The sequence below is a fragment of the Thermus composti genome (assembly GCF_014647535.1).
Classification (GTDB): Bacteria; Deinococcota; Deinococci; order Deinococcales; family Thermaceae; genus Thermus; species Thermus composti.
Genome location: NZ_BMPJ01000011.1, coordinates 30,885 through 57,109, shown reverse-complemented (window position 1 = coordinate 57,109; position 26,225 = coordinate 30,885). Strand labels below are relative to the sequence as shown.

The window sequence follows — 26,225 nt, the reverse complement described above, 5'->3', positions numbered from 1 at the left end:
ATGGCCCGTTCGGTAGGCAAAGCGGGAAAGACCCTTTCCAAAAAGCTTTGGCGCCAGGCCCACAAGCTCCGGGAGCTTCTAGGGGTGGAGGTGGAGCCCGTCTTGGTCTTCGTGAGCGGGAAGCTGGAGGGGCGTCAGGTGGGGCGGCTTCCTGTGCTCCCGCCGGAGGAGCTGGTTCCCTACCTCAAAGGGCGTCCGCCCCGCCTGGACTTCGCCCAGGCCCAGCGGGTGGCCAAGATCCTGGAAGGAAGGGTGCGCTGATGGAAGACCAGGAGCTTAAGCGCCTTCTTTCGGAGGCCAGGACCATCGCCGTCCTGGGGGCCCACAAGGACCCAGGCCGCCCCGCCCACTACGTGCCCAAGTACCTTTGGGAACAGGGCTACCGCATCCTCCCCGTGAACCCCCGCTTCGCCGGGGAGGAGCTCTTCGGGGCGAAGGTGGTGGCAGGCTTAAAGGACCTTACGGAGCCTGTGGACATCCTGGACGTCTTCCGCCCCCCTTCCGCCCTCATGGACCACCTGCCCGAGGTCCTCGCCTTGAGACCGGGCCTCGTCTGGCTCCAGTCGGGGATCACCCACCCCGCTTTTGAGAAGGCCCTGGAGGAGGCGGGCATCCCCGTGGTGGCGGACCGCTGCCTCATGGTGGAGCACAAGCGCCTTTTCCGGGGCCCCATCCCCCTCTGATGAAAGCCTGGCAGGAGGCCCTTCTCGCCTGGTACCGCCAAAACGCCCGCCTCCTTCCCTGGCGGGGGGAGAAGGACCCCTACCGGATTTTGGTCTCCGAGGTCCTCCTGCAGCAGACCCGGGTGGAGCAGGCCATCCCCTACTACCGCCGCTTCCTGGAGCGCTTTCCCACCCTGAAGGCCTTGCGGGAGGCCTCCTTGGAAGAGGTCCTTAAGGTCTGGCAGGGGGCGGGCTACTACCGGCGGGCGGTAAACCTCCACCGCCTGGCCCAAAGGGTGGAGGAGCTTCCCCCTAGCTTCGCCGAGCTCAAGGGGCTTCCCGGCCTCGGGCCCTACACCGCGGCGGCGGTGGCCTCCATCGCCTTTGGGGAACGGGTGGCGGCGGTGGACGGGAACGTGCGCCGGGTCCTTTCCCGCCTCTTTGCCCAGGAAAGCCCCAAGGAAAAGGAGCTTTTCGCCCTCGCCCAGGGCCTCCTTCCCGCGGACGTGGACCCCGGGACCTGGAACCAGGCCCTCATGGAGCTTGGGGCGGTGGTCTGCCTACCGAAAAACCCCCGCTGCCCCAACTGCCCCCTAGCGGCCTTCTGCCAGGGCAAGGGGGACTGGGGGCGCTACCCCCTTCCCCGAAGGAGAAAGGCGCCCGAGGAGCGCCTTATGGCCCTGGTCCTCTTGGGGCGGAAGGGGGTCCATTTGGAGCGCCTTCAAGGGCGCTTCCAGGGGCTTTACGGCGTGCCCCTCTTTCCCCCGGAGGAGCTTTCGCGGCGGGAGGCGGCCTTCGGGGTGCGCTCTTTCCCCTTGGGGGAAGTGCGCCACGCCCTCACCCACCGGAGGCTTCTTGTGGAGGTGCGGGGGGCCCTTTGGCCGGGAGAGGGGGAGGACCCTTGGAAGAGGCCCCTACCCAAGCTCATGGAGAAGGTGCTCCGCAAGGCGCTTCCCCTCCTGGCTCATGAGGGCGTAGTCTCCCTCCCGGACGCAGAGGCCCACGGCGTAAAGCCCCTTTAGGCGGGTTAGGCGGAAGGTGGCTTCCTCCCACTCCTCGGGGTGGAAGGCCTGGTAGCGCACCCTATAGCCCGGGGTGGTGGGGGTCTCGGGGACCTCCCCCTCCCGCTCCACGAAGCGGAAGCCCAGGGCCTTAAGGGACTCCCAAAGGTCCGGGTAGCTGGCCTCGGAAAGCCTCCCCGCCTCCTCCTCCACCCCGCCCAGGAAAAGCCTCGCCCCGAGGAAGCTTCCCACCGCCAGGACCACCCGCTCCGCCAGGGCCGGGGGGCCTTCCCAGGTGTTCACCCTCACCACCCGCTCCCCTTCCAGGAGGAGCCCCGTGGCCGTGGCCTGGAAAAGGTGCAGGTTGTCCTCGGCCTCCAGCAGGTACTTGGCCCGGGCGTGGAAAGCCCAGACCCGCTCGTCCTCTGGGTCGTAGGCCTTTTCCAGGAGGCTTCCTGGGGGGAAGGGGGGCTTTGGGGGCAGAAAGGGCATCATCACCGAGTCCAGGCTTTGGGTGAGGAGGCCCACCCGCACCCCCTTCTGGGCTAGAAGGTAGGCGGCCTCGCTTCCCGCGAAGCCCGCCCCTACGATGAGGACCTGGTAGCGGCGCATACCCCAAAAAAGAAGCCCTCCTTGGGAGGAGGGCACCTTGGCGGGCCGTGAAGGACTCGAACCTCCAACCCCCGGTTTTGGAGACCGGTGCTCTGCCAGTTGAGCTAACGGCCCCCGCCTTGGGGGATTCTAGCACACCCTTGGCCTTTGGGCCAAGGGGGTAGGCGGCTTGGGAAAGGGCGGGGGCCCCTCCTTTACCCCGTGGGAAAACCCCAACCCGGCTCCCCCACGGCGCGGCGCCGCCACGCCCCTTCTGGGTGTCGCATGTATCTTTCCCCTTACGGGGAAGCATCTCGTGCAACCCGTCTTCTTCAACCCCGACGGCTCCGGGGGCAAGTCGCAATCCCCTTACGGGGAAGCATCTCGTGCAACGGGAGGAGAGGGGGACGCATGTAGAAGCGGGCTTCCTGGAATCGCAACCCCCTTACGGGGAAGCATCTCGTGCAACCTCCTTGGTGGACCTCTCCATGGAGGAGGCCTTGGAAAGGTCGCAATCCCCTTACGGGGAAGCATCTCGTGCAACGGTACCCCCTCAAGAACCTCGTCTTGGAGAGGGCTCCTGGAGGGGGGGTTTGTGAGAAAGATGAAACTTGGAATATGCATAGGCCGTATAACGGCCCTTTTTGGGGGTTTAGCTCGTCGCGAAGCCACAGGAAGAAGGAGCGATGAGAAGGCAAAAGCGCATATTGCCCTTCCCCAAGGGAAAATAGGCTTTCAAGATTCCCGTTCGGCTTCCCGGACAAGGCCATTATAGCACCTTACTGCGATGATGAACCCGGTCTATACTTATCACGCAATCCACTTTCAGGACTGCACTTTACCTTCTAAAGTCCAAGATTTGCCTTATCCGTCGCGTCAAGAGCCTTGCCCTTTGGCCGCCGGGATGGGGGCTTGGCCGGGGTAGAATGGGGCCGTGCGGCGCCAAATCCCCTGGCTTTTAGCCCTGGGCCTGGCCCTGGCCCAGCCCACCCACACCGTGGCCCCCGGGGACACCCTCTTCTCCCTGGCCCGGCGCTATGGGACCACGGTGGAGGCCCTCATGCGCCTAAACGGGCTCACCTCCCCTGAACTCAAGGTGGGGCAGGTCCTGAGGCTTCCCCCAAAGGAAGCCCCTTCGGAAGGGGAAAAGCCGCCCTCTCCGGCGGGTTTGCAGGAAGAGGAGGCCTTTTCCCCCGAAAGCCCCCTCCTCCGGGCCGTCCTCCGCTATCTGGGCGTGCCCTACAAGTACGGGGCGAACTCCCCTTTGGCCCTGGATTGCTCCGCCTTCGTGGCCCAGGTCTATGCCGAGCTGGGCGTGGCCCTTCCCCGGACCACCAGGGAGCAGTACCAGGCCTTTCCCCCTGCGGAGGCCCTGCGCCCGGGGGATTTGGTCTTCTTCAGCTTTGGGGGAAAGGAGGTGGACCACGTGGGGATCTACCTGGGCCGGGGGGTCTTCGCCCACGCCTCCAGCTACGGGAGCCGGGTGGTGATAGAGAGCCTCGAGGCCCCCTTCTACCAAAAGGTCTACCGGGGGGCCAGGCGGGTGGTCCAGGAGGCTAGGGGGCCTTAGGGCCAGCCGGGGATCTCCCCCCGGGCCTTCCTTAGGGCGGTGTAGAGGGCCTCGCCCGGCCTTCCTTCCCCCCGGAAGGCCTCGGTCTCCCGCTCCAGCCAGGCCTCGCCCCGGCGGAAGAGCACCCCTCTTCCTTCCTCCAGGGCCTCTTCCACCAAGGCCCCCAGGGAGTAGAAGGGGGCCCCTTGGGGCAGGTCGGGGTCAAAACCCTGCCGGGCGAGGGCCCGCCCGTAGGGCCTTTCCCGCTCTTCCATGGTGCCGCCTTCGGCGAAGTAGCGCCTCAGGACCCGGTTCCAGTCCCCCACCCGGCTGTAGGGGGCCATGGCCTGGTAGGCCTCTTCCAGGTCCGCTTCCGTGTAGGGGCGGTAGCGGTCCTCGTGGACCACAAGCCTCCGGGGAAGCCTGGGCCTCGGGGGGCCCTCCTCGTCGGGGACGCCCACGGCAAGCCCCGCCACGGGGAGAACCCCGGGGGGAAGCCCAAGGAGGTCTACGAGGGCCTCCACCCCGTTCAAGACCCCTCCGATGAAGCAGACCCCGTAGCCCAGGGCCTCGGCGGTGAGGGCCAAATAGGCCCCGGCAAGCCCCGCGTCCAGGATGGCGAAGTGGAGGGCGGTCCTGGGCCAAGGGGCCATCCTCTGCCCCCGGTGGGCGAGAAGCCTTTCCAGGCGGTGGATGTCGGCCAAAAGGACGAAGAACTCCGCCGCTTGCCTGATGTGCTCCTGGTCCCCGGAAAGCCTTGCGATCTCGTCCCGGAGGGCTTGGTCCTTCACCCGCACCACGGAATAGAGCTGGGCGCTGGCGTCGGTGGGGGCCCGCTGCAGGGCGAAGAGGAGTTTTTCCAGGTCCTCCTCGGGGATGGGAAGGGGTTTGAAGCGCCGGACGCTCCGCCTTCTGGCCAGGACCTCCAGAAGCTCCATGGGGGCCATGCTACTCCAGGGGGAACTCCAGCCGCACCACCTTCCAGCCCCAAAGCCCCTGGCGTTCCAGGTAGAGGCGGCTTTGGGGGTCGTCCTTGTGGTGGATGTAGGCGGTGCGGAAGCCCTGGTACCGGAGCCGCCAGTTCCGCACCTCCTCCTTGGGGGCCTCCCCGGGCTCGGCCCCGGTGCCCAAGGCGGCGAGGCCCTCCGGGGAGACGAGGGCCTCCACCAAGGGGTCCACAAGCCCGGCGGCGAAAAGGTAGGCGAGGCCAGCGAAGGGGTTGGCCTGGACTTCCTTCCCCACCTCCTTGAGGAGCTGGGCGTGGATCTGGGCCTTGAGGCCCTCCCGCACCTGAGGGAAGTCCACCATCCTTTCCAGACGGGCCCGGTCCCCCTCGAGGATGGCCCCCTGGAGGTTGCGGAGGAAGAGGTAGGGGGAGGCCCAGGTGTAAAGGACAAGGCCCAAGGCCAAAAGCCCAAGCGCCGCCAGGAATGCCCTTATGTCCCTCATGGTTTCAGGATAGGAGAGGGCAAGCCCACCCCCCGTTCAAAAGCCCAAAAGCCGGAGGTAAGCCCCAAAAATGGCCTCCCCGAAGAAGAAGGCCACCACCCCCCCAAGGGCGAGGTAGGGGCCGAAGGGAAGCTTCCTTTGCCTGAGGAGAAGGCCCACCAGGGCTCCGGCGAAGACCCCAAGGAATAGGGCCAGGAAAGCGTAAGGCCCAAGCCAAGCCCCTAAGGCCCCCAAAAGCTTCACGTCCCCGTAGCCCATGGCCACGGGCTCCTCTTCTTCCTCGGGAAGGGGCCGGAAGGCCCAGTAAAGCCCCCCGGCAAGGGCAAGCCCCCCGGCGGCGAGGAGGCTTCCCTTAAGGTTTTCCAGGAGGTCTAGGCCTAGGGTGGGGGCGAGGAGGAGGGCGAAAGGCCAAAGGGGGAGGGTGAGCCGGTCGGGGAGGACCACGGGGCGGCCCGTGCGTCCCGAGAGGGCCCAGGAGAGGAAGGCCAGAGCCATCCCCACCCCCGGGCCCAAAAGGGCTCCGAAGAGGGCCGCCATGTGGACCTGGTGGGGGCCCACGGGGACCTCGGGCTTAGGCTCCCTGAAGCGCCTCAGGAAAAGGTTCCCGTACCCCGCCACGAGGCCAAGCCCCCCGGCAGCAAGGAGGGCCCCGTCCAGGCTTTCCCTAAAGGGAAGGGGAAAGGCCAGGGCCCAGGAGGCAAGAAGCCCCAGGAAGAGAAGCCCGTAGGTGAGGGGATCGGGAAGCTCAAAGGTGTCCAGGTCAACGAAGGCGAGAGCCACGAGAAAGGCGAGGAAGAGGAAGACGAGGAAAGCCTCCACTCCAGGGGGAAAGAAGAGGGCGGCGAGGAGGAAGAGCCCTCCGGTAAGGGCCTCCACCAGGGGGTAGCGGGGGGAGATGGGGCCACCGCAGTAGCGGCACCGCCCCCTTAGGAGGAGGTAGGAGAGGACGGGGACCAGGTCAAGGGCCCCAAGCCTATGCCCGCAGGCGGGGCACCGGGAAGGGGGGTAGGCGATGGACTCCCCCTTGGGAAGCCTATGGATCACCACGTTGAGAAAAGAGCCCACCACGAGGCCCAAGACCAGGGCGAAGAGGGGCCACATGGGGGCATTTTACGGGGAAGGAGGGCTTCTTCCACCAGGTTTTCACGGGGCTGGAGTAAGATAGCCCCGTGACGCCGGAGACCGCTTACCAAAACCTTTTGGAGTTCCAGAGGGAGACCGCCTATCTCGCTTCCTTGGGGGCCTTGGCCGCCTGGGACCAGCGCACCATGATTCCCCGCAAAGGGCACGAGCACCGGGCCCGGCAGATGGCCGCCCTGGCCCGGCTCCTCCACCAGCGCACCACCGATCCCAGGATCGGGGAGTGGCTGGAGAAAGTGGAGGGGTCTAGCCTGGTGCAAGACCCCCTTTCCGACGCCGCCGTGAACGTGCGGGAGTGGCGCCAGGCCTACGAGCGCGCCCGGGCCATCCCCGAAAGGCTCGCCGTGGAACTGGCCCAGGCGGAAAGCGAGAGCGAAAGCTTCTGGGAGGAGGCGAGGCCCAAGGACGACTGGCGGGGCTTCCTGCCCTACCTCAGGCGGGTCTTCGCCCTCACCAAGGAGAAGGCGGAGATCCTTTCCGGCCTCCCCCCGGCCCCGGGGGACCCGCCCTACGGGGAGCCCTATGACGCCCTCCTGGACGGGTACGAGCCCGGGATGCGGGCGAAGGAGCTTCTTCCCCTTTTCCAGGAGCTCAAGGAGGGCCTCAAGGGGCTTCTTGACCGCATCCTGGGAAGCCCAAAGCGCCCGGACACGGGCATCCTCCACCGCCCCTACCCCCAGGAGGCGCAGAGGGCCTTCGCCCTGGAACTCCTTGCGGCCTGCGGGTACGACCTCGAGGCCGGCCGCTTAGACCCCACCGCCCACCCCTTTGAGATCGCCATCGGCCCCGGGGACGTGCGCATCACCACCCGCTACTACGAGGACTTCTTCAACGCCGGGATCTTCGGCACCCTCCACGAGATGGGCCACGCCCTCTACGAGCAGGGCCTGCCCAAGGAGCACTGGGGCACCCCGAGGGGCGAGGCGGTCTCCTTGGGGGTCCATGAGTCGCAAAGCCGCACCTGGGAGAACCTGGTGGGCCGCTCCCTGGGCTTCTGGGAGCGCTTCTTCCCCCGGGCCAAGGAGGTCTTCGCCAGCCTAAGGGACGTGCGCCTCCAGGATTTCCACTTCGCCATCAACGCCGTGGAGCCCTCTCTTATCCGGGTGGAAGCGGACGAGGTCACCTACAACCTCCACATCCTGGTGCGCCTGGAGCTGGAGCTCGCCCTTTTCCGGGGGGAGCTTGGCCTCGAGGACCTCCCCGGGGCCTGGGCGGAGAAGTACTGGGCCTACCTGGGGGTGGCCCCCAAGGACTACAAGGACGGGGTCATGCAGGACGTGCACTGGGCGGGGGGGCTTTTCGGCTACTTCCCCACCTACACCCTGGGCAACCTCTACGCCGCCCAGTTCTTCCAGAAGGCGGAGGCGGAGCTTGGCCCCCTGGAGCCCCTCTTCGCCCAAGGGGAGTTCCGCCCCTTCCTGGACTGGAGCCGGAAGAGGATCCACGCCGAGGGGAGCCGCTTCCGCCCCAAGGCCCTGGTGGAGCGGGTGACCGGGGAGCCTCCAAGCGCCCGGGCCTTCCTGGACTACCTGGAGAGGAAGTTCGCCCGGCTTTACGGCCTCTAGCCCCTGGGCCAAAGGGAAAGGAGGGCCAAGAGGAGAAGGGCGCTGGCCGCCCAAAGCGCCCCCTCCCCTTGGCCCGCCATCTCGGCGAAGAACCCAGCCACCGCCGGCCCCAAAGCCTGCCCCAGGGCGAAGGCCGCCGTGGAAAGCCCCATGGCCCCGGGCCAGGCGGAGGGGGGAAGGAGGGCCCGGAAGGCCTGGGTGAGGGCGGTGATCACCCCTAAAAAGGAGAGGCCGAAGAGGAGGGCGCTTAGGGCGGGAAGCTTCTGGGCCAAGGGGGGGAGGCTTCCCAAGAAGAGCACCAGGAGGACGTGGAAAAGCCCCCGCCTTCCCCCCACCCGCTCCACCCAGGGTCCCCAGACCACCCCTGTGAGGAGGGCGGAGGCCCCGAGAAGGGTGAAAAGGAGGGTCCAGCTTTCCACCGCCGTGGTGACGAAGGTCATGTAGCCGATGTACCCGGCCCCGTAGAGGCCGTAGGCCAGGAGGAGGCGGCCGATGGGCCTTAGGTTCCCTTCCCCCCGGGCCGGGGGCGGGGGCTCTTGGAGGAGGGGGAGGGCGGGGAGGGCGAGAAGCCCTAGAACCCCCGCCCCCAGGCCCAGCCGGACCCAGGCCTCGAGGGGGTCCCGGACCCCAAGGAAAAGCCAGGGGCTTAGGAGAAGCCCAAGCCCCACGCCGCCGTAGTAGGCCCCAAGGGCCCTCCCCGAGCCCCCCAGGGCCATGAGGAGGGCGGCCCCGCCCACGAAGACCCAGGCCCCGAGGACCCCTTGCAGAAGCCTTAAGGCCAGGGCGGGGGCGTAGCCGAAGGCCCCGGTGAGGCCGAGGAGGGGGACCTGGAGGAAGAGGGCCAGGAAGAACCCCTTCCGGTAGCCCACCCGCCCCAGGAGGCGGTGGCTTACAAGCGCCCCCAGGAGGTAGCCCAAGGTGTTGGCGCTTCCCAAAAGCCCCCCTTGGGCGTAGGAAAGCCCCCAGGCTTGGAGCATCAAGGGGAGGGCCAGGGCGTAGGCGAACCGCCCAAGCCCTAGGGCCGCCGCCGGCCCCAAGGCCAGGAGGAGGGCCCTAGTACCCATGGAGGAGCCCCGTGGCCTTGGCCCGGCGCACCGCCTGGGCGAAGAGGATAAGGCCTAGCCCCAGGTAGGCCCCGCCGTTGAGGCAGGCGAGGAGGAGGGCCCAGGGCCTAAGGGGGGCCCCTTCCGCCATCATCTCCCGGGCCAAAGCGGCCCCGGGGGTTAGGGGCAAGAGGGCGAAGAGGCCTTCTCCGGGGGCCTGAAGGAGGAAGAGGAGGAGGAACTGGGAAAGCCCCAGAAGCTGCCCCACCCGTTTGTAGAGAAGGGCGAGGCTTCCCACGGCGAAGCCCAGGCCGTAGCCTCCCAGGAGCACCGCCAGGAAGGGAAGGATCACGAGGGGGGGAAAGGCGAGCTTAGCCCCGGTGAGGGGCATGAGGCAAAGGGCCACCAGGAGGACCAAAAGGGCGTGGCCCAAAAGCTCCGCTAGGTTGCGCACCAGGAAAAGGGGTATGGGGCCATAGGGGGTGAGGAAGACCTGCTCTAAGGTGCCCGTCTGGGCCTCCTCCGTGAGGCCGAAGGCGAGGCCGTTGTAGGCGCCCAGGGTGAAGGTCCAAAGAAGGTAGCCCACCAAGACCGCCTCGAGCTTCCCTCCAAACTCGGCCCCTGGCCCCGCCAAAAACCGCGCTCCCAGGAAGAGCAGGTAGAAGATGAGGCTCAAGGTGACCACGGCCCCCAGGAGCTCTAAGGGGTAGCGTCGGAGCATGAGGAGGCTCCGCCAAAGCTCCACCAGGAAGAGGTCAAGCATGCTCCACCACCTTGAGGAATACCTCCAATAGGTCCGCCTCCGCCCGGGCCACCCGCTTGAGGGGCAGGGGCTTTAGGGCCTCCAGAACCCGCCAAAGCCCCTCCCCGTCCCCCCTGTAAAGGAAAGGGCCCTCCCCTTCCACCCCCAAGGCCCGGAGGCGGCTTAGGACCTCTTGGGGTGGGGGGGTTTCCAGCTCCAACACGTAGTGGTTTCCGGCGAAGCGGGCGAGGATCTCCCCTTTGGTCCCCTCGAGGACGATCCTCCCCCGGTGGATGATGGCGATGCGGTGGGCCAGGGCCTCGGCTACCTCCATCTGGTGGGTGGTGAGGAGGATGGCCTTGCCCCCTTGGGCCAGGGCCCGCACCTTCTCCTGGACCCGCAAGGCGGTCTCCACGTCCAGGCCTAGGGTGGGCTCGTCCAAGAGGAGGACCTCGGGGTCGTGGACGAGGGCCTGGAGGAGGGCCAGCTTCTGTTGCATGCCCCGGGAGAGGTGGCGCACCTCGGTGTGGGCCTTCTCCAGAAGGCCGTACTCCTCCAGGAGGACCATGGCCCGCCTTCGGGCCTGGAAAAGCCTTAGCCCCCGGGCCACGCCGAAGTAGACCAGGTTCTCCAGGGGGGTGAGGCGCCAGTAGGTGTTGCGGTTCCCCTCCAGGACCGCCCCCAGGTGGCGGAGGGCCCCTGGGTTTCGGAAGGGGTCTTGGCCCAAAAGGCGCACGCTTCCCCCATCGGGCAGGAGGAGGCCCGAAAGCATCTTCACCGTGGTGGTCTTGCCGGCGCCGTTTTTGCCCAAAAAGGCCAGGATCTCCCCGGGGCAGAGGGCAAGGCTCACTCCCCGCACCGCCTCGAGGGTCCCGAAGCGCTTGGCCAGGCCCTGGGCCACCAGGAGGGGTTCCATGGCGTCATTCTAAGGGCCCGGGGGGTGCTTGGGGCTCCAGCGGTCCCGGTCCCGGGCCTCGTACTTGGCCATGACCTTGCGGAAGGCCTCCTCCAGGTCAATGCCCTCCCGGTTGGCCAGGGAGATGAGGACGAAGAGGAGGTCGGCGAGTTCCTCCGCCAGGTCCCCTTCCACCTCCCCCGGCTTGGGCTTCTTGCCGTGGCGGTGGGCCAGGACCCGGGCCACCTCCCCGAGCTCCTCCGCCAGGCGGGCCAGCATCAGAAGGGGAGGGAAGTAGCCTTCCTGGAACCGGGAGATCCAGGCGTCCACCTGCCGTTGCGCCTCCTTGAAGGTGAGGGGCTCCATGCCCCAAGCGTACAATGCCCCCATGAAGGCCCTAGCCCTCATCGCCCACGATGCCAAGAAGGAGGCCATGGTGGCCTTTTGCCTGAAGCACCGGGAACTCCTCGCCCGCTTCCCCCTGGTGGCCACGGGGACCACGGGGAAGCGCATCGCCGAGGCCACGGGGCTTGCGGTGGAAAGGCTCCTCTCGGGCCCTTTGGGCGGGGACCAGCAGATGGGGGCCCGGGTGGCGGAGGGCAGGATCCTAGCGGTCCTCTTTTTCCGCGACCCCCTCACCGCCCAGCCCCACGAGCCCGACGTCCAGGCCCTCCTTAGGGTCTGCGACGTCCACGGGGTGCCCCTGGCCACCAACCCCCAGGCGGCGGAGGCCCTGGTCCCTTGGCTTACCTCCCTTCTGGGCTAAAGGCTTCGGCGGTAGGCCAAGGCCTCGGCCACGTGGGCCTCCTCCACCCGCTCCGCCCCCATGAGGTCGGCCACGGTGCGGGCCACCCGGAGGATCCGGTCGTAGCTCCGGGCGGAAAGGAGCATCCGCTTGGCCGCCTCCTGGAGGAGGGCCTCGGCCGGTGGGGTGGGGCGGGCGTGCTCCCTTAGGGCCCTTCCCGCAAGCTCCCCGTTGGGCTTCCCCTGGCGGGCGAGCATCCTTTCCCGGGCCCTTAGGACCCTGGTGCGTACCGCCTCCGTGGGCTCTCCTTCCGGGGCGTGGACGAGCTCCTTGGGGGTGAGGCGGGGCACCTCCACCACCAGGTCAAAGCGGTCCAGGAGGGGCCCCGAGATCCTTCCAGCGTAGCGCTTCTGGGCGGCGGGGGTGCAGGTGCAGGGGCGTTCCGGGTCCCCGTGCCAGCCGCAGGGGCAGGGGTTCATGGCCGCCACCAGGAGGAAGCGGGCGGGGAAGGTGAGGCTCGCCCGGGCCCGGGCCACGGTGACCACCCCGTCCTCCAGGGGTTGGCGCAGGGCCTCGAGGACCTCCCGGGAAAACTCCGGGAACTCGTCCAAAAAGAGCACCCCCCGGTGGGCCAAGGAGACCTCCCCGGGCTTGGGGATGGCCCCGCCCCCGATGAGGCCGGCGTAGCTCACCGTGTGGTGGGGGGCGCGGAAGGGGGGCGTGCGGATGAGGCCCCGCACGGGCTTGCCGGCGGCGGAGTGGATGCGGGTGACCTCGAGGGCCTCCTCCCGGGAGAGGGGCGGGAGGAGGAAGGGGAGGCGCCTTGCCAGCATGGTCTTCCCCGAGCCCGGGCTTCCCACCATGAGGAGGTGGTGGAAGCCCGCCGCCGCGATCTCCAAGGCCCTTTTGGCCTTGGCCTGCCCCTTCACGTCCCTCAGGTCCAAAACCTCCAAAGCCTCGAGGCCCTCCTCGGGGACCGCTTCCCCCAAGTCCTTCTCCCCCCGCAGGAAGGCCACCGCCTCCTCCAGGGTCTTGGCCCCGTGGGCCGCCACCCCCTCCACCAAGGCCGCCTCCTTGGCGCTCTCCAGGGGCAGGAGGAGCTTTTTCCCCTCCCTTAGGGCCCCCAGGGCCAGGTTCACCGCCCCCGGGACGGGCCTTAGGCTCCCGTCTAGGCCCAGCTCCCCGGCCACGGCGAAGGGCGAAAGGGCCTCCAGGGGCACCACCCCTTGGGCCGCGAGGAGCCCCAAGGCGATGGGCAGGTCAAAGTGGCTCCCCTCCTTCCTGAGCTCCGCCGGGGCCAGGTTCACCACCACCCGGGCCTGGGGGTAGGGGAAGCCGGCGTTTTTCAGGGCCGCCCGCACCCTTTCGCGGCTTTCCTCCACCGCCTTGTCGGGCAGGCCCACCAGGGCGTAGGTGGGAAGCCCCGGGCTAACGTCCACCTCCACGGTGACGGGAATGGCGTCCAGGCCGAGGAGGGCGTAGCTTCGCACCTGGGCCAGCATGGAAGAAGTTTACCATAAACCCGTTAGTTGCTCGGGGGTAGGGCCGTTTGACTATCATGCCGTGTGAAGGGAAGTTTGTGGGCTTCATATGGGGCTATAATGGCCAGAGGTGAAGGAGGATACCAAGAGGGCATATAACAAAATCCGCCGGGCTCTGGAAGAGCGGCGGGTTCTTTTGGACCGCTTCGGCGGGATGAAGCTAGACCTTATCCAGGTGGCCAACGGGGAGTGGTTGTATATGCTCCAGGAGGACACCCGCCACTCCTTGGCCATAGAAGGTCATTTCGCTGACGAGCGGGAGTTGCGCCAGGTGCTCAAGGGCCGCAAAGGGTCGGTGGAGGTTTTCAACTATTTCCGAACTGCCCAGTTCGTGTACGAGCAGGCTCTCCAGGACGCTCAGGAAGGGATCTGGCATCTGGACCTAGCCTTTATCAACAACATCCACGGCCAGCTTTTCAGGGAGACGCCCCTGGAACGGGAGCGGGGCAGGCCCGCAGACGGTCTGGAACGCCGCATCCAAGGGGCCAAGGTCATCCCTCCCCTCGAGGCCACGGAGTACCTCAGGGCCTTTGTGCGGGTGGCCCAGACCCTTTTGCAGGAGCGGGACTTCCTGGAGGCCATAGCCAAGATCCACACCCTTTTTGAGGCCATCCACCCTTACCGGGATGGGAACGGGCGGGTGGGCCGCCTGCTCCTCAACTACTTGGTCATCCGCCTCGGCTTTCCCCCCTTGGTGGTTAAGGGCCTGGATGAGGCGGACCGGAGGCGGTACTACCAGGCCCTGGAAAGGGCGGACCGTGGCTTGCAGGACCGGTTTCCCCCTCCTGAACCTCTGGCCCTTATCCGGTCTTTGGACCTGGGGGACTGGGTGCCCCTGGCCTCCCTTCTGGGGGAGGCCCTCCTCCTCCGGTTGGAGAGGACCGCCGCTTTAGCCCTGACGCAATGGCAGGACCTTATGCCCCTGGACGAGGTGGCGCGTGCCCTTGGGGTTTCCCGGCCCCAGCTTTACGTGTGGGTTGGCCGGGGCCGGCTTCTGGTCTACCGTTCCGGGCCGAGGCGGCTTTTTTCCCACCCCTGGCTTTTCTTAGGCACAAGGGAGCGGCCTCCGGTCCTTCCCCCAAGCCTTCCTCCTCCTCGGCCCGACTGGACCGAACGGGTGGCCAGGATGGGGCGGCTTCTCTTTCACCCGGAGTTTTGAAGGAGGGGCAGGTAGAGGAAAAGGGCCAGGAACAGAAGCCCCAAAAGCCCAAGAAAGGCCGCCCCGTACCCCAAGGCCCCCACCGCCACCCCGATGCCCCACTGCAGGAGGAAGGTCCCCCCAATGCCGAAGAGGTTCACCAAGGTGGTGCCCCGGCCCACCAGGTGGGAAGGGACCAGCTCCCGGGCCTGGGTGAGGGTGAGGATGTTGAAGGCCCCGAAGAAGCCTAGGAAGAGGTAGGCCAGGACGAGGAGCTTAAGGAGAAGCAGGGCGAGGCCCAGGGCGAAGAAGAGGGCGGCGAAAAGGAGGACCCGGGCCGTCCCAAAGCGGTCCGCCAGGTAGCCGGAAACGAGGAAGCCCAAAACCGCTCCCCCCGAGTAGAGGAAAAGGAGGTTGCCCACCTCCAGGGCGGTGAGGCCCAGATGGTAGGCGTAGCCCCCGGCCCAGAGGGTCTGGAGGGCGAGGAAGCACCCGGTGAAGGCGAAGGCCAAAAAGGCCACCTTTAGAAGCCTCCCGTTGCGGAGGACCTCCCCAAACCCCCCTTCCTCCCGCGCCTTGGGCCAAGGGACGCCGGGAGGGGTGTTCCGCACCCCTAGGTAGATGGCCAGGGCCACCAGGACCACCACCAAAGCCCCCAGGAGAAAGACCCCCCGCCAGCCCAGGGTTTCCTTTAGGAGGGCCAAGGGGGTGGCCGCCACGAGCCCCCCTGTGGCCCCGAGGCCCACCAGGAGGGTGGATACCGTGGCGTAGTTTTTGGGGAACCAGAGGCTAAAGGCCTTCAGGGAACCCATGAGGGCCGCCGCCATCCCCACTCCGATCAGGGCCCGGCCCAGGGCCAAAACGGGGAAGCTTTGGGCGAGGCCGAAGACCACGCTCCCCAAAGCCGCCACCAGAAGGAGGGCCGGGGTGACGGTCCGGGGCCCCACCCGGTCCAAAAGCCCCCCCAGGGGGAGCTGGGCCGCGGCGAAGGCCAGGTAGAAGAGGCTCGTCATGAAGCCGAGCTCCGCCGGCCCCAAGCCCAGCTCCTGGGAGAGGTCCCTGGCGAGGACCGCGTTGGCCGAACGGTAGAAGTAGGAGAGGAAATACCCCAGGGTGAAGAGAAGGAAAACCCGCGCCGCCATATCACCTCCGGTTGAGCCCTACTCCCACCAGGATAAGGACTCCTCCCAAAAACCCCAAGGGCTGGATGGGCTCCCCCGCCAGGGGCCAGGCGAAGAGGGCCCCCGCCACCGGCTCCAGCATGGCCACCAGGGTGGCGGTGCGGGCCGGGAGGGTCCGCACCCCCATGAGGAAGAGGCCGAAGGGCACCACGGTGCCCAGGGTGACCAGGTAGGCCACCGCCCCCCACTGGGACGGGCTTAGGGCCATGACCTCCGCCAGGTGGGCGAGGAGGACCGGCAGGGAGAGGAGCGCCCCCACCCCCGTGGCTACCCCCAAGGCCACGAAGGCCGGGGTCTTGAGCCCGTGGGAGAAGGCGGCGTAAAGGGCGAAGGAGAGGGCGGAAAGGAGCCCGAAGGCGAGCCCCACCGCCCCGCCCTTAAGCCCCTCAGGGCCCACCACCAGGAAGTAGGCGCCCAGGAGGGCGAGCCCCACTCCAAAAAGCGCCCGCCCGGGAAGCCTCTCCCCCTTGAGGAGGGCGTAGAGGGTGAGGAGGGAAGGGGCCAGGTACTGGAGGAAGATCCCCGTGGCCACGGTGGTGGCGTGGATGGCCAGGTAGTAAAAGGCCTGGGCCCCGGAGAGGGCAAGCCCCACCCTTAGGAGCCTGGGGCCTTCCGCCCGGGAGGGGGGGTGCCTCAGGACCAGGGGGAAAAGGAGGAGGAAGCTCAGGAGAAAGCGCAAGGGGATGAGGACCTCGGGGGGGATCTCCCGCATGAACCGCCCCGCCAAGGCCCCCCCAAGCCCCCAAAGCAGGGCCGCCAGGGCCACGTAGCTCACCGCCTACCCCCCACCACCGCCAGGCCCACCCCCAGGAGGAGGACCAAAGCCCCGAGGAGGACCTGCACCCCGGGGAGCTCCCCGAAGAGGAGGAAGGCCAGGAGGCTTGCCCCCACGGGTTCAAAGAGGATGGCCAGGGTGACTAGGACCGGGGGGATGTGCCGCGTGGCCCAGTTGAAGCTGGTGTGGCCCACCAGCTGGGGCAGGAGGGCCATGAGGAGGATGTAGGCGTAGACCGCCAAGGGATACCCCCCGTACCCGCCGCCGAAGAGGTAGGGGAGGGGGAGGAGGAGGAGGGCCGCCACGGTGTAGGCCACCCGGACGTACTCCAGGGTGGAAAGCCCTTTGCGCTGGGCTTCCCGTCCCAAGAGGAAGTAAAAGGAGACGGCCACCGCCCCCAAAACCGCCAGGAGGTCCCCGAGGAGGGGGTTGGTCCCCTTGCCCTCCCCGGCGTCCCCAAGCCCGATGAGAAGCCCCCCGAGAAGGGCCACGCCCACCCCTAAGAGGGTGGTTCCCGAGGGCCTTTCCCCGAAGAAGACCCAGCCGAAAAGGGTGACCCAGACGGGGTTCGTGGTCACCAAGGCGGTGCTGGCCGCCACGGAGGTGTAGGAGAGGGAGGTGATCCAGAAGGCGAAGTGGAGGGCGAGGAAGGCCCCGGCGGCCGCGGCGAAGGGAAGCCCGGCCCGGCTTCCTAGGGGCCTCGTCCAGCCCGGGGCCAGGAGAAGCGCGGCCAAACCCAGGCGCCCGGCGCTCATCACCAGGCTGAAGGCGAGGCTTCGGTCCTGGGCGGCCTGAAGGGCGAGCCGCACCAGGATGCTGCCGAAGCTGATGGCCAGGATGCCCACGAGGAGCACGGCGGCGATCTTGGGCCCGGAGGGGCGCATGGCGGTATTTTTCCACGGGGAGGTGCTTTCGGGAAGGCCAGGTGGGGGTTTTTTCTTTGCGGTACAGGAAGTGTAGCTCTCCTTTCGGAGTGGTGTAGAGCGCGGCCGAGGCGGAAAGCAGGCGTCCTTACCTCGGCTGGTATACTTCCCCCAGAGGAGGTCCTATGGTAACCATCGCGGTTCCCAAGGAAAGGGCTCCAGGAGAGCGCAGGGTGGCCCTGGTGCCCGAGGTGGTGGCCCGCCTGGTGAAGGGCGGGGCCCGGGTGCGGGTGGAGCGGGGCGCCGGGGAGGGCGCCTACCACCCGGACGCCGCCTACCAGGAGGCGGGGGCGGAGGTGGTGGAGCGAGGGGAGCTCCTAAAGGGGGCCAACCTCCTCTTTACCGTCCAGCCCCCCCCGGAGGACCTGATCGGGGCCCTCGAGCCCGGGGCCATCGTGGTGGGCTTCGTTCAGGCCCATAAGAACCTGGAGCTGGTGCGGGCCCTGCAGGCGAAGAAGGCCACGGTGATCGCCATGGAGCTCATCCCCCGCATCACCCGGGCCCAGAGCATGGACGCCCTCTCCAGCCAGGCCACGGTGGCGGGGTACCTGGCGGCGGTCCACGCCGCCAGGCTTTCCCCCCGGTTCTTCCCCATGCTCACCACGGCGGCGGGCACCATCCGCCCCGCCAAGGTGATGGTCATGGGGGTGGGGGTGGCGGGGCTCATGGCCATCGCCACCGCCAAGCGCCTGGGGGCCCAGGTTTTCGCTTACGATGTGCGCAAGGCGGCGGTGGAGCAGGCGGTTTCCCTGGGGGCCAAGCCCATTGAGCTTCCCATCAGCGCCGAAGGGGAAGGGGGCTACGCCCGGGAGCTCACCGAGGAGGAAAAGCGCATCCAGCACGAGGCCCTAAGGGAGCACGTGGCGGGGATGGAGGTCCTCATCACCACCGCCCAGGTGCCGGGCCGCCGGGCCCCCATCCTCCTCACCGAGGACATGGTGGAGAGACTCAAGCCCGGGACCGTGGTGGTGGACCTGGCCGCCGAGAGTGGGGGCAACTGCGTTCTCACCAAACCCGGGGAACTGGTGGAGGTGCGGGGGGTGCGGATCTTTGGCCCCTTGAACCTGCCGAGCGAGCTTTCCGTCCACGCCTCGGAGATGTACGCCAAGAACCTCTTCAACCTCTCCGGCCTCCTCATAGAAAAAGGGGAGTTCGCCCCTAAGTGGGAGGACGAGATCATCCAGGGGGCCCTTCTCATGCGGGAAGGGGAGATCCTGCACGGGCCCACCAAGGCCCTTCTGGGAGGTGCGTGATGGAGTTCGGCTTCTGGTCGGCGCTTTACATCTTCGTGCTCACCGCCTTTTTGGGCTATGAGCTCATCACCCGGGTGCCCGTGATCCTTCACACCCCCCTCATGTCCGGGTCCAACTTCATCCACGGGGTGGTGGTGGTGGGGGCCATGGTGGTCCTGGGCCACGCGGAGACGGGCTTGGAAAAGGCCATCGGCTTCCTGGGGGTGATCCTGGGGGCGGCCAACGCCGCCGGGGGGTATGCGGTCACGGTGCGCATGCTGGAGATGTTTGAGAAGAAGCCCGGCAAGGGGGGTGGTCAGTAATGGACCTCATCCAGGCGGCCTACTTCGTGGTGGCCATCCTCTTCATCGTGGGGCTAAAGCGCATGGCCCACCCCACCACCGCCAAAAGCGGCATCGTCTGGGCGGGCTTTGGCATGGTCTTGGCCGTTTTGGCCACCTTCTTCTGGCCGGGGATGGGAAACTTCGGCCTCATGCTCCTGGCCTTGCTCCTGGGCTCGGCGGTGGCCTGGTGGGCGGCGGTGAAGGTGGCCATGACGGACATGCCCCAGATGGTGGCCATCTACAACGGCATGGGGGGTGGGGCGGCCGCCACCATCGCCGCGGTGGAGCTTTTGAAGGGGGCTTTTGAGAACACCGGGCTTATGGCCCTGGCCATCCTGGGCGGGCTCATCGGGAGCGTGGCCTTCACGGGAAGCCTCATCGCCTTCGCCAAGCTCCAGGGGATCATGCGAAGCCGCCCCATCCTCTTCCCTGGGCAGAAGGTGGTGAACGCCCTGGCCCTGGCCCTCACCGTTGTGCTCGGGCTTTCCCTCCTTTGGAACGACGCCACGGCGAGCATCGTCCTCTTCTTCCTCCTGGCCCTTCTCTTCGGCGTCCTCATGACCCTGCCCATCGGCGGGGGGGACATGCCCGTGGCCATCTCCTTCTATAACGCTTTCACCGGGATAGCGGTGGGTTTTGAGGGCTTCGCTGTGGGAAATCCGGCCCTCATGGTGGCGGGCACCCTGGTGGGGGCGGCGGGCACCCTCCTCACCGTGCTCATGGCGAGGGCCATGAACCGCTCCGTGTGGAGCGTCCTGGTGGGGGGCTTTGGCGTGGAGCAGGAGGCGGGCGAGGTCAAGGGGAGCCTCAAGCCCATTGACGTGGAGGACGCCGCCGTCATGCTGGCTTACGCCAACAAGGTGGTCTTCGTCCCCGGCTACGGCATGGCCCTCTCCCAGGCGCAGCACAAGGTGAAGGAGCTGGCGGATCTCCTCGAGGCCCGGGGGGTGGAGGTGAAGTTCGCCATCCACCCGGTGGCGGGACGGATGCCGGGGCACATGAACGTCCTTCTGGCCGAGGCCGGGGTGGACTACGACAAGCTCAAGGACCTGGAGGAGATCAACCCCGAGTTTCCCACGGTGGACGTGGCGGTGGTCATCGGGGCCAACGACGTGGTGAACCCCGCCGCCCGCCGCCCCGGGAGCCCCCTCTACGGCATGCCCATCCTGGACGTGGACAAGGCCAAGAACGTCATCGTCATCAAGCGGGGGCAGGGGAAGGGCTTCGCCGGGGTGGAGAACGAGCTCTTCTACGCCGACAACACCCGGATGCTCTACGGGGACGCCCAGCAGGTCCTGACCCAGCTCACCCAGGCCCTGAAGAAGCTTTAGGGAGGAGGCCCCGGGCATCCCGGGGCCTTTCCCTTGACGCTTGGGGGAAGGCTTGGTATAGTGCTTCCTGCGGTCGGTCCGCGGTAGCTCAGCTGGTAGAGCGGCCGGCTGTTAACCGGTTGGTCGCAGGTTCGAATCCTGCCCGCGGAGCCAAAAGGGGCCCCCAGAGGGGGCCCTGGATCTTTTAGAAGGGCATGGGCTATAATCTAGGCTTGTGCGGCCTGCCGGGCCCGGAAGGGAGGTGGAGATGCGCAAGTACGAGGTGAACATCATTCTGAACCCCAACCTGGACCCAAACCAGCTCGCCCTGGAGAAGGAGATCATCGGGAAGGCCCTCGAGGCCTACGGGGCGAAGGTGCTTAAGGTGGAGGAGTGGGGTACCCGTCGCCTGGCCTACCCCATCGCCAAGGATCCCCAGGGCTACTTCCTCTTCTACCAGGTGGAGATGCCCGAGGACCGGGTGAACGACCTGGCCCGGGAGCTCCGCGTCCGCGACAACGTTCGTAGGGTGATGGTGGTCAAGTCCCAGGAGCCCTTCCCCGTCAGCGCGTAAACTGTTCCCATGGCGCGAGGCCTGAACCGCGTGTTTTTGATCGGAACCCTCACCCACCGCCCGGACATGCGCTACACCCCGGGGGGGTTGGCCATCTTGGATCTGAGCCTGGCGGGGCAGGATACCCTCACGGACGAGACCGGCCAGGAGCGGGAGATTCCTTGGTACCACCGGGTGCGGCTTTTGGGCCGCCAGGCGGAGATGTGGGGGGATGTCCTGGAAAGGGGCCAGCTCCTCTTCGTGGAGGGAAGGCTAGAGTACCGCCAGTGGGAGCGGGACGGGGAGAAGCGGAGCGAGGTCCAGGTGCGGGCGGACTTCATAGACCCCCTGGACGCCCGGGGACGGGAGACCCTGGAAGACGCCAAAAACCAGCCCCGCCTCCGCCGCGCCCTCAACCAGGTGATCCTCATGGGCAACCTCACCCGGGACCCCGATCTGCGCTACACCCCTCAGGGGACGGCGGTGGTGCGGCTCGGCCTGGCGGTGAACGAGCGCCGCCGGGGGCAGGCCCCTGAGGAGGAGAGAACCCACTTCATAGAGGTTCAGGCCTGGCGCGAGCTGGCGGAGTGGGCCGGGGAGCTTAGGAAAGGCGACGGGCTTTTGGTGATCGGCCGGTTGGTGAACGACTCCTGGACGGGCTCCGACGGGGAGCGCCGCTTCCAGACCCGTGTGGAGGCGCTCCGTCTGGAGCACCCCACCCGTGGGCTTGCCCAGGCCGGCGGAAGCAAGCCCCCTAAGGACCAGACGGGTGGGATGGACATTGACGAAGGCTTGGAAGACTTTCCGCCGGAGGAGGAGTTGCCGTTTTGAGCGAGAAGAACGCGAAACCCAAGAAGGAGGCGCAGAAGCGCCCTTCCCGCAAGGCCAAGGTCAAGGCCACCCTGGGGGAGTTTGACCTCAGGGACTACCGGAACGTGGAGGTGCTGAAGCGGTTCCTGTCGGAGACGGGGAAGATCCTTCCCCGCCGCCGTACGGGGCTTTCCGCCAAGGAGCAGCGGATCCTGGCCAAGACCATCAAGCGGGCGAGGATCCTAGGGCTTTTGCCCTTCACCGAGAAGCTGGTGCGGAAGTAGGGGGTGAGCCGTGAAGGTCATTCTCTTAGAGCCCCTGGAGAACCTGGGCGACGTGGGGCAGGTGGTGGACGTGAAGCCCGGCTACGCCCGGAACTACCTCCTGCCCCGGGGCCTGGCGGTTCTGGCCACGGAGAGCAACCTGAAGGCCCTCGAGGCCAAGATCCGCGCCCAGGCCAAGCGCCTGGCGGAGCGCAAGGCGGAGGCGGAAAGGCTCAAGGAGATCCTGGAAAACCTCACCCTCACCATCCCGGTGCGGGCGGGGGAGAACAAGATCTACGGCTCCGTCACCGCCAAGGACATCGCCGAGGCCCTTTCCCGCCAGCACGGGATCACCATTGACCCCAAGCGCCTCCAGCTGGAAAGGCCCATCAAGGAGCTGGGGGAGTACACCCTCACCTACAAGCCCCACCCCGAGGTCCCCATCCAGCTCAAGGTGAGCGTGGTGGCCCAGTAGGCCAAGGACCGGCAGGCCGCAAAGGGCGGGGGAAGACCCCGCCCTAAGGCTTTAGGAGGCCTGGGCCCACCTCCTTTAGGCTTCCCACCCCCGAAAGGGCCAGGGTGAGCTCCAGTTCCGCCAGGAGGTGGTCCAAAACCGCCCCCACCCCTTCCTCCCCCGCAAGGGCCAGGCCGTAGACGTAGGGCCGTCCGAGGCCCACCGCCTTGGCCCCTAAGGCCAGGGCCTTGGCCACGTCCGCCCCGGTGCGGACGCCGCTATCCAAAAGGACCGGGACCTTTCCCTCCACCGCCTGGACCACCTGGGGGAGGGCCTCGAGGGCGGCAAGGCTTCCGTCCACCTGCCTGCCCCCGTGGTTGGAGACGTAGATCCCGTCCACCCCCAGGGCCACCCCTCGGGCGGCGTCCTCGGGGCGGAGGATGCCCTTGAGGAGGAGGGGCAAGGAGGTGGCCTCCCGCAGGCGGGCCACGTCGTCCCAGGAAAGCTCCGGGTAGGAGTAGGTGGCCACGAAGCGGCGCACCGCCTTTTGCATCTGGGAAAGGCTCAGCCCAAAGCGCCTTCCCGCCCGCCTTAGGGCGAGGAGGTTCTTAAGGAGGGCGGGGGTGGGCCTGGGGCGGAAGGCGGGGCCTTCCAGGGGCTCGTCCAAAGCCTCCAGGAAGGCGGGGTCCGTGAGGTAGATGGCCAGGCCCTGTCCCTTGAGGAAGGGAAGGTGGCCGAGGTCCAGGTCCCTTGGCCGCCAGCCAAGCTGCACTGTGTCCAAGGTAAGGACCACCCCGGCGCACCCCGCTTCCTCGGCTCGCCGGAGGAAGCTTTTTACCACCTTGGGGTCGGTGGAGTGGTAGAGCTGGAAGAAGACGACGGCCTCGGGGTTGACCGCCTTGGCCGCCTCCACCACCCGCTCCAGGGGGTAGGAGGCCTGGTTGGAGACCATGAAGGGAAGGCCCCTCCTGGCGGCGGCCCTTGCGGCGGCGAGCTCCGCCAAGGGGTGGGCAAGTTCTAAAACCCCGATGGGGGCGAGGAAGAGGGGGGCGGCCCAGGCCCTCTCCCAGAGGTCTACCCTAAGGCTAGGGGGCTTGGCCCCCCGGAGCATTTTGGGGAAGAGGCGGAGGCGGCGGAAGGCCTCCCGGTTCGCTTCCATGGTCCACTCCACCCCGGCCCCGCCCGCCACGTAGGCGAAGGCCTCGGGGGACATGCGCCTTTGGGCCGCTTCCTCGAGCCCCTCCGGGCGCACGGGGACCCGGGCCCTTTCCCCAAGGAGCCCCTTGAGGTAGATGGCCTGCTGCACCTGGCGGCCGAACATGGCTTTGGCCGGGATTTTACCACCCTGTTTCTCCGGCGTAAACTGGGTGCAAATGGAAAGAGCGGTCCTCATCACCGGCGCGGGGAGCGGCATCGGCCTCGCCACCGCAAGGCTTCTGGCCGAAAGGGGCTACAGGGTCTTGGGCGGGGTGCGGAAGGCGGAGGACGCCGAGGCCCTGAAGGGGCTTGGCGTGGAGCCCCTTTTCCTGGACGTGACCCGGGAGGAGGACCTGAGGCGGGCGGCGGAGGCGGTGCCCGCCGGGCTTTTCGGCCTTGTGGTCAACGCCGGCATCGCCGTGGCGGGGCCCTTGGAGCTCGTGCCCCTTTCCGCCTTCCGGGAGGCTTTGGAGGTGAACGTCCTCGGGGCCTTGGCCACGGTCCAGGCCTTCTTGCCCCACCTGCGGGCGGCCAAGGGGCGGGTGGTCCTCATGGGCTCGGTCTCGGGGCTTGTGGCCCTGCCCCTCATGGGGCCCTACGCCGCCAGCAAGTTCGCCCTCGAGGCCCTGGCGGACGCCCTTCGGGTGGAGCTTCGGCCCTTCGGGGTCCGGGTGGTCCTCGTAGAGCCCGGCTCCGTGGCCACCCCCATCTGGGAGCGCTCCCTAAGGCGGGCCGAAGGCTACCTCAAGCCCCCGCCCCCGGGGACGGAAGGGGTTTATGGCCGCTACCTGGAGGTGGCCCGGAAGGTGGCGGAAAGGAGCGCCAAGAGGGGGCTCCCCCCGGAAAGGGTGGCGGAGGCCGTCCTAAAGGCCCTGGAAAGCCCAAGCCCGAAGGCCCGCTACCTGGTGGCCCACCCCGGGAGGGCCCGGGAGACCCTTCTTCTGCGCCTCCTACCTACTTCCTTGCGGGACCGGCTTATGGCCCGGTTTCTGGGGGTTTAAGTACCCCACCGCGGTGGGGGCCCCAGAAGGGGCTTCCCAAGCCCCGTTTCGGGCACCCCGTGTTGCGAAACCTCCCTGCGGCCGCTTGGCTTTGTGGCCCATCCCTTGGACGGGCGGGCTTTGGGGGCGTATCCTTAGGGCGTGGAGTTCCGGGTGGAGGACCTCGGCCTTGTGCCCTACGGGGAGGCTTGGGCCTACCAGAAGCGGGTCCACCGGGAGGTGGTGGCGGGAAGCCGCCCCCCCACCCTCCTTCTTCTGGAGCACCCCAGGGTCATCACCTTGGGCCGCAAGGCCACGGGGGAGAACCTCCTCTTCCCCGAAAGCTGGTACCGGGAGAACGGCTTTGAGCTCTACTGGGTGGAGCGGGGCGGGGACGTGACCTACCACGGCCCCGGGCAACTCGTGGGCTACCCCATCTTCCCCGTGGGGCGGGAGGTGCGCCGCTTCCTCCGGCAGATAGAGGAGGCCATCGTGCGGGTAGCGGCGGCCTACGGGATCTCCGCCTACCCCACCCCCGGGTACGCGGGGGTCTGGGTGGGGGAGGAGAAGCTTTGCGCCATCGGGGTGGCGGTGAAGGAGGGGGTGAGCTTCCACGGCTTCGCCCTGAACGTGAACACCGACCTCAACGACTTCACGGTGATCATCCCCTGCGGCCTTAAGGGGAAGGGGGTAACCTCCTTGGAAAAGCTTTTGGGCCGCAAGGTCCCCATGGCCGAGGCCAAGGCCAAGGTGGTGGAGGCCTTCGCCCAGGTCTTCGGCCTAAGGCCCGTCTGGGAAGGGAAAGCCCATGAAACCCAAGTTTGAGACCGTGGAACTCCTTGCCCCCACGGGGGAGGTCATTGAGCTCAAGGTGGTGAGGCGGGGCCTGGCCCAGGCCCGGCCCGAGCCCGTGGACCGGAACAAGCCCGCCTGGCTTAGGGCCACCCTGCCCACCGGACCCAAGTACCAGGCCCTAAAGGCCCTGGTGCAGGAGCTAAAGCTCCACACCGTCTGCCAGGAGGCCCTCTGCCCCAACATCGGGGAGTGCTGGACCCACGGCACCCTCACCGTCATGATCCTGGGGGACATCTGCACCCGGGCCTGCAAGTTCTGCGCCGTCCACACCGGAAACCCCAGGGGCCTCGTGGACCCCGAGGAGCCCAAGCGGGTGGCCGAGGCCATCGCCCGCATGGGGGTGCGGTACGTGGTTTTAACCAGCGTGGACCGGGACGACCTTCCGGATGGCGGGGCTTCCCACTTCGCCGCCACCATAAGGGCCATCAAGGAAAGGGCCCCCGGGGTCTTGGTGGAGGCCCTGACCCCCGACTTCCAGGGGGACCTAAGGGCCGTGGAGACGGTCCTTGCCGCCAACCCCGAGGTCTACGCCCAGAACCTGGAGACGGTGCGCCGCCTCACCCCCAAGGTCCGGGACCCCCGGGCGGGGTACGAGCAAACCCTAAGGGTCCTGGAACACGCCAAAAAGGTGCGGCCCGACATCCTCACCAAGAGCAGCCTCATGCTGGGCCTGGGGGAGACGGAGGAGGAGATCCTCGAGGCCATGCGGGACCTCCGGGCCGTGGGCGTGGACATCCTCACCCTGGGCCAGTACCTGAGGCCCACCCCCGCCCACCTCCCCGTGGTGCGCTACGTGCCCCCCGAGGACTTCAAGAAGTACGAGGCCTGGGGGTACGAGCTTGGCTTTAGAGAGGTCTTCGCCGGGCCCTTGGTGCGGAGCTCCTACCGGGCGGACCGGGTCTTCCTAGAGGCCACCCAAAGATGAGCCGGGGGACGGCCCTTTTTCTCCTGGACCTCCTTGCCCTCCTCCTCTTCGCTGGGGTGGGCCTCCTCGCCCACGGGCTGCCCCTCTCCTTGGGGGGCCTTGCCCGTAACGTCCTCCCCGTCCTCTTCGTCTGGCTTCTCCTTGCTCCTTTCTTCGGCACCTACCGGAGGCCCACCTGGCAAAACCTCCTCCTCACCTGGCTCTTCGCCTTCCCCGCGGGGCTATGGCTGAGGCAGATGGTCCTGGGCGGGGCTTTCGGGGTGGGGTTTTTCGTCTTTCTGGGCGTGGCCATGGGGTTTAGCCTCCTTTTCCTCCTTGTCCTGAGGGGCCTCGCCAAGGCCCTAAGGGTCTGGTAAAAAGGA

Annotated in this window: 31 protein-coding genes and 2 tRNA genes; 19 read left to right on the top strand and 14 right to left on the bottom strand. The window is 67.6% G+C overall.

The window, feature by feature from the left end:
- Genes IEX93_RS05865 through mutY form a run of 3 tightly spaced genes read left to right on the top strand, consistent with a single transcriptional unit; the run spans position 1 to position 1,684 of the window.
- Positions 1 to 261 carry a hypothetical protein gene (locus tag IEX93_RS05865; RefSeq protein WP_229906103.1) on the top strand — a complete coding sequence of 87 codons (261 nt, stop codon included), beginning with the start codon at positions 1 to 3 and terminating at the stop codon, positions 259 to 261.
- Positions 261 to 683: a CoA-binding protein gene (locus IEX93_RS05860; protein WP_188847310.1), complete on the top strand. Its 423-nt coding sequence runs from the start codon at positions 261 to 263 to the stop codon at positions 681 to 683. Before IEX93_RS05865 ends, IEX93_RS05860 begins: the two co-directional genes overlap by 1 nt.
- Positions 683 to 1,684: an A/G-specific adenine glycosylase MutY gene (gene mutY / locus IEX93_RS05855; protein ID WP_188847309.1), complete on the top strand. Its 1,002-nt coding sequence runs from the start codon at positions 683 to 685 to the stop codon at positions 1,682 to 1,684. The genes IEX93_RS05860 and mutY overlap by 1 nt, the downstream gene beginning before the upstream one ends.
- Here the strand turns inward: mutY and IEX93_RS05850 are convergent.
- Both IEX93_RS05850 and IEX93_RS05845 read right to left on the bottom strand, forming a co-directional pair.
- Entirely contained in the window at positions 1,577 to 2,275 is a 699-nt protein-coding gene (locus tag IEX93_RS05850) for an FAD-dependent oxidoreductase (RefSeq protein WP_188847308.1), read from the bottom strand. The genes mutY and IEX93_RS05850 overlap by 108 nt on opposite strands.
- Before the next feature lie 38 nt (positions 2,276 to 2,313).
- A tRNA-Trp gene (locus IEX93_RS05845) sits at positions 2,314 to 2,389 on the bottom strand.
- A gap of 799 nt (positions 2,390 to 3,188) precedes the next feature.
- Between IEX93_RS05845 and IEX93_RS05840 the strand changes: the two genes are divergently transcribed.
- The gene (locus IEX93_RS05840; protein ID WP_188847307.1) at positions 3,189 to 3,824 is read left to right on the top strand and encodes a C40 family peptidase; all 636 of its coding nucleotides are present in this window, start codon (positions 3,189 to 3,191) and stop codon (positions 3,822 to 3,824) included.
- Here the strand turns inward: IEX93_RS05840 and IEX93_RS05835 are convergent.
- The 3 genes from IEX93_RS05835 to IEX93_RS05825 are packed head-to-tail and all read right to left on the bottom strand — an operon-like array spanning position 3,821 to position 6,353.
- Positions 3,821 to 4,741, bottom strand: a complete 921-nt coding sequence (locus IEX93_RS05835) for a nitroreductase family protein (RefSeq protein ID WP_188847306.1) — start codon at positions 4,739 to 4,741, stop codon at positions 3,821 to 3,823. The genes IEX93_RS05840 and IEX93_RS05835 overlap by 4 nt on opposite strands.
- A 10-nt stretch (positions 4,742 to 4,751) precedes the next feature.
- Complete coding sequence (locus IEX93_RS05830; protein WP_188847305.1) at positions 4,752 to 5,252, bottom strand: DUF2939 domain-containing protein; 501 nt, start codon at positions 5,250 to 5,252, stop codon at positions 4,752 to 4,754.
- A gap of 36 nt (positions 5,253 to 5,288) precedes the next feature.
- Complete coding sequence (locus IEX93_RS05825) at positions 5,289 to 6,353, bottom strand: prepilin peptidase (RefSeq protein WP_188847304.1); 1,065 nt, start codon at positions 6,351 to 6,353, stop codon at positions 5,289 to 5,291.
- Between the two features lie 68 nt (positions 6,354 to 6,421).
- On the opposite strand from IEX93_RS05825, the gene IEX93_RS05820 reads away from it, so the two are divergent.
- The gene (locus IEX93_RS05820) at positions 6,422 to 7,957 is read left to right on the top strand and encodes a carboxypeptidase M32 (protein WP_188847303.1); all 1,536 of its coding nucleotides are present in this window, start codon (positions 6,422 to 6,424) and stop codon (positions 7,955 to 7,957) included.
- Here the strand turns inward: IEX93_RS05820 and IEX93_RS05815 are convergent.
- The 4 genes from IEX93_RS05815 to IEX93_RS05800 are packed head-to-tail and all read right to left on the bottom strand — an operon-like array spanning position 7,954 to position 11,003.
- Positions 7,954 to 9,021: a YbfB/YjiJ family MFS transporter gene (locus IEX93_RS05815; protein WP_188847302.1), complete on the bottom strand. Its 1,068-nt coding sequence runs from the start codon at positions 9,019 to 9,021 to the stop codon at positions 7,954 to 7,956. The genes IEX93_RS05820 and IEX93_RS05815 overlap by 4 nt on opposite strands.
- Positions 9,011 to 9,763, bottom strand: a complete 753-nt coding sequence (locus IEX93_RS05810; RefSeq protein WP_188847301.1) for an ABC transporter permease — start codon at positions 9,761 to 9,763, stop codon at positions 9,011 to 9,013. Before IEX93_RS05810 ends, IEX93_RS05815 begins: the two co-directional genes overlap by 11 nt.
- Positions 9,756 to 10,658, bottom strand: a complete 903-nt coding sequence (locus tag IEX93_RS05805) for an ABC transporter ATP-binding protein (RefSeq protein WP_188847300.1) — start codon at positions 10,656 to 10,658, stop codon at positions 9,756 to 9,758. Before IEX93_RS05805 ends, IEX93_RS05810 begins: the two co-directional genes overlap by 8 nt.
- A 9-nt stretch (positions 10,659 to 10,667) precedes the next feature.
- The gene (locus IEX93_RS05800) at positions 10,668 to 11,003 is read right to left on the bottom strand and encodes a nucleotide pyrophosphohydrolase (RefSeq protein WP_188847299.1); all 336 of its coding nucleotides are present in this window, start codon (positions 11,001 to 11,003) and stop codon (positions 10,668 to 10,670) included.
- Between the two features lie 22 nt (positions 11,004 to 11,025).
- On the opposite strand from IEX93_RS05800, the gene mgsA reads away from it, so the two are divergent.
- The gene (mgsA, locus tag IEX93_RS05795; protein WP_188847298.1) at positions 11,026 to 11,403 is read left to right on the top strand and encodes a methylglyoxal synthase; all 378 of its coding nucleotides are present in this window, start codon (positions 11,026 to 11,028) and stop codon (positions 11,401 to 11,403) included.
- Here mgsA and IEX93_RS05790 read toward each other — a convergent pair.
- A complete protein-coding gene (locus IEX93_RS05790) occupies positions 11,400 to 12,884 on the bottom strand; it encodes a YifB family Mg chelatase-like AAA ATPase (RefSeq protein WP_188847297.1) in 1,485 nt (494 codons plus the stop codon). The genes mgsA and IEX93_RS05790 overlap by 4 nt on opposite strands.
- Before the next feature lie 109 nt (positions 12,885 to 12,993).
- Between IEX93_RS05790 and IEX93_RS05785 the strand changes: the two genes are divergently transcribed.
- Positions 12,994 to 14,082 (top strand): Fic family protein, encoded by a 1,089-nt coding sequence (locus IEX93_RS05785; RefSeq protein WP_229906102.1) that lies wholly within the window; start codon positions 12,994 to 12,996, stop codon positions 14,080 to 14,082.
- On the opposite strand, the gene IEX93_RS05780 is transcribed toward IEX93_RS05785, so the two are convergent.
- The 3 genes from IEX93_RS05780 to IEX93_RS05770 are packed head-to-tail and all read right to left on the bottom strand — an operon-like array spanning position 14,067 to position 16,901.
- Positions 14,067 to 15,203: an MFS transporter gene (locus IEX93_RS05780; RefSeq protein WP_188847296.1), complete on the bottom strand. Its 1,137-nt coding sequence runs from the start codon at positions 15,201 to 15,203 to the stop codon at positions 14,067 to 14,069. The two genes, IEX93_RS05785 and IEX93_RS05780, sit on opposite strands and share 16 nt — an antisense overlap.
- Before the next feature lies 1 nt (position 15,204).
- A complete protein-coding gene (locus IEX93_RS05775; RefSeq protein ID WP_188847295.1) occupies positions 15,205 to 16,017 on the bottom strand; it encodes an EamA family transporter in 813 nt (270 codons plus the stop codon).
- A complete protein-coding gene (locus tag IEX93_RS05770) occupies positions 16,014 to 16,901 on the bottom strand; it encodes a DMT family transporter (protein ID WP_188847294.1) in 888 nt (295 codons plus the stop codon). Before IEX93_RS05770 ends, IEX93_RS05775 begins: the two co-directional genes overlap by 4 nt.
- Before the next feature lie 164 nt (positions 16,902 to 17,065).
- On the opposite strand from IEX93_RS05770, the gene IEX93_RS05765 reads away from it, so the two are divergent.
- The 8 genes from IEX93_RS05765 (at position 17,066) to rplI (ending at position 21,927) form a co-directional block, all read left to right on the top strand.
- A complete protein-coding gene (locus tag IEX93_RS05765; protein WP_188847293.1) occupies positions 17,066 to 18,193 on the top strand; it encodes an NAD(P) transhydrogenase subunit alpha in 1,128 nt (375 codons plus the stop codon).
- On the top strand, positions 18,193 to 18,495 hold the full coding sequence (locus tag IEX93_RS05760; RefSeq protein WP_188847292.1) for a proton-translocating transhydrogenase family protein: 303 nt from the start codon (positions 18,193 to 18,195) through the stop codon (positions 18,493 to 18,495). Before IEX93_RS05765 ends, IEX93_RS05760 begins: the two co-directional genes overlap by 1 nt.
- Positions 18,495 to 19,847, top strand: a complete 1,353-nt coding sequence (locus tag IEX93_RS05755) for an NAD(P)(+) transhydrogenase (Re/Si-specific) subunit beta (protein WP_188847291.1) — start codon at positions 18,495 to 18,497, stop codon at positions 19,845 to 19,847. The genes IEX93_RS05760 and IEX93_RS05755 overlap by 1 nt, the downstream gene beginning before the upstream one ends.
- Before the next feature lie 77 nt (positions 19,848 to 19,924).
- A tRNA-Asn gene (locus IEX93_RS05750) sits at positions 19,925 to 20,000 on the top strand.
- Positions 20,001 to 20,094: 94 nt separating this feature from the next.
- Positions 20,095 to 20,400: a 30S ribosomal protein S6 gene (gene rpsF, locus IEX93_RS05745; RefSeq protein ID WP_188847333.1), complete on the top strand. Its 306-nt coding sequence runs from the start codon at positions 20,095 to 20,097 to the stop codon at positions 20,398 to 20,400.
- A 9-nt stretch (positions 20,401 to 20,409) separates the two neighbouring features.
- Positions 20,410 to 21,210 (top strand): single-stranded DNA-binding protein, encoded by an 801-nt coding sequence (locus tag IEX93_RS05740; protein ID WP_188847290.1) that lies wholly within the window; start codon positions 20,410 to 20,412, stop codon positions 21,208 to 21,210.
- Positions 21,207 to 21,473, top strand: a complete 267-nt coding sequence (gene rpsR / locus IEX93_RS05735) for a 30S ribosomal protein S18 (protein ID WP_188847289.1) — start codon at positions 21,207 to 21,209, stop codon at positions 21,471 to 21,473. Before IEX93_RS05740 ends, rpsR begins: the two co-directional genes overlap by 4 nt.
- Positions 21,474 to 21,483: 10 nt before the next feature.
- Positions 21,484 to 21,927, top strand: coding sequence for a 50S ribosomal protein L9 (gene rplI / locus IEX93_RS05730; protein WP_188847288.1), 444 nt, complete (start codon positions 21,484 to 21,486; stop codon positions 21,925 to 21,927).
- A 43-nt stretch (positions 21,928 to 21,970) separates the two neighbouring features.
- Here the strand turns inward: rplI and IEX93_RS05725 are convergent, their stop codons facing one another.
- On the bottom strand, positions 21,971 to 23,227 hold the full coding sequence (locus IEX93_RS05725; RefSeq protein ID WP_188847287.1) for an alpha-hydroxy-acid oxidizing protein: 1,257 nt from the start codon (positions 23,225 to 23,227) through the stop codon (positions 21,971 to 21,973).
- Positions 23,228 to 23,279: 52 nt separating this feature from the next.
- Between IEX93_RS05725 and IEX93_RS05720 the strand changes: the two genes are divergently transcribed.
- The 4 genes from IEX93_RS05720 (at position 23,280) to IEX93_RS05705 (ending at position 26,219) form a co-directional block, all read left to right on the top strand.
- A complete protein-coding gene (locus IEX93_RS05720; protein WP_188847286.1) occupies positions 23,280 to 24,104 on the top strand; it encodes an SDR family oxidoreductase in 825 nt (274 codons plus the stop codon).
- Between the two features lie 141 nt (positions 24,105 to 24,245).
- On the top strand, positions 24,246 to 24,908 hold the full coding sequence (gene lipB, locus IEX93_RS05715; protein WP_188847285.1) for a lipoyl(octanoyl) transferase LipB: 663 nt from the start codon (positions 24,246 to 24,248) through the stop codon (positions 24,906 to 24,908).
- The gene (gene lipA / locus IEX93_RS05710) at positions 24,892 to 25,863 is read left to right on the top strand and encodes a lipoyl synthase (RefSeq protein ID WP_188847284.1); all 972 of its coding nucleotides are present in this window, start codon (positions 24,892 to 24,894) and stop codon (positions 25,861 to 25,863) included. Before lipB ends, lipA begins: the two co-directional genes overlap by 17 nt.
- The gene (locus IEX93_RS05705) at positions 25,860 to 26,219 is read left to right on the top strand and encodes a DUF3054 domain-containing protein (RefSeq protein ID WP_188847283.1); all 360 of its coding nucleotides are present in this window, start codon (positions 25,860 to 25,862) and stop codon (positions 26,217 to 26,219) included. Before lipA ends, IEX93_RS05705 begins: the two co-directional genes overlap by 4 nt.
- Positions 26,220 to 26,225 lie beyond the last annotated feature (6 nt).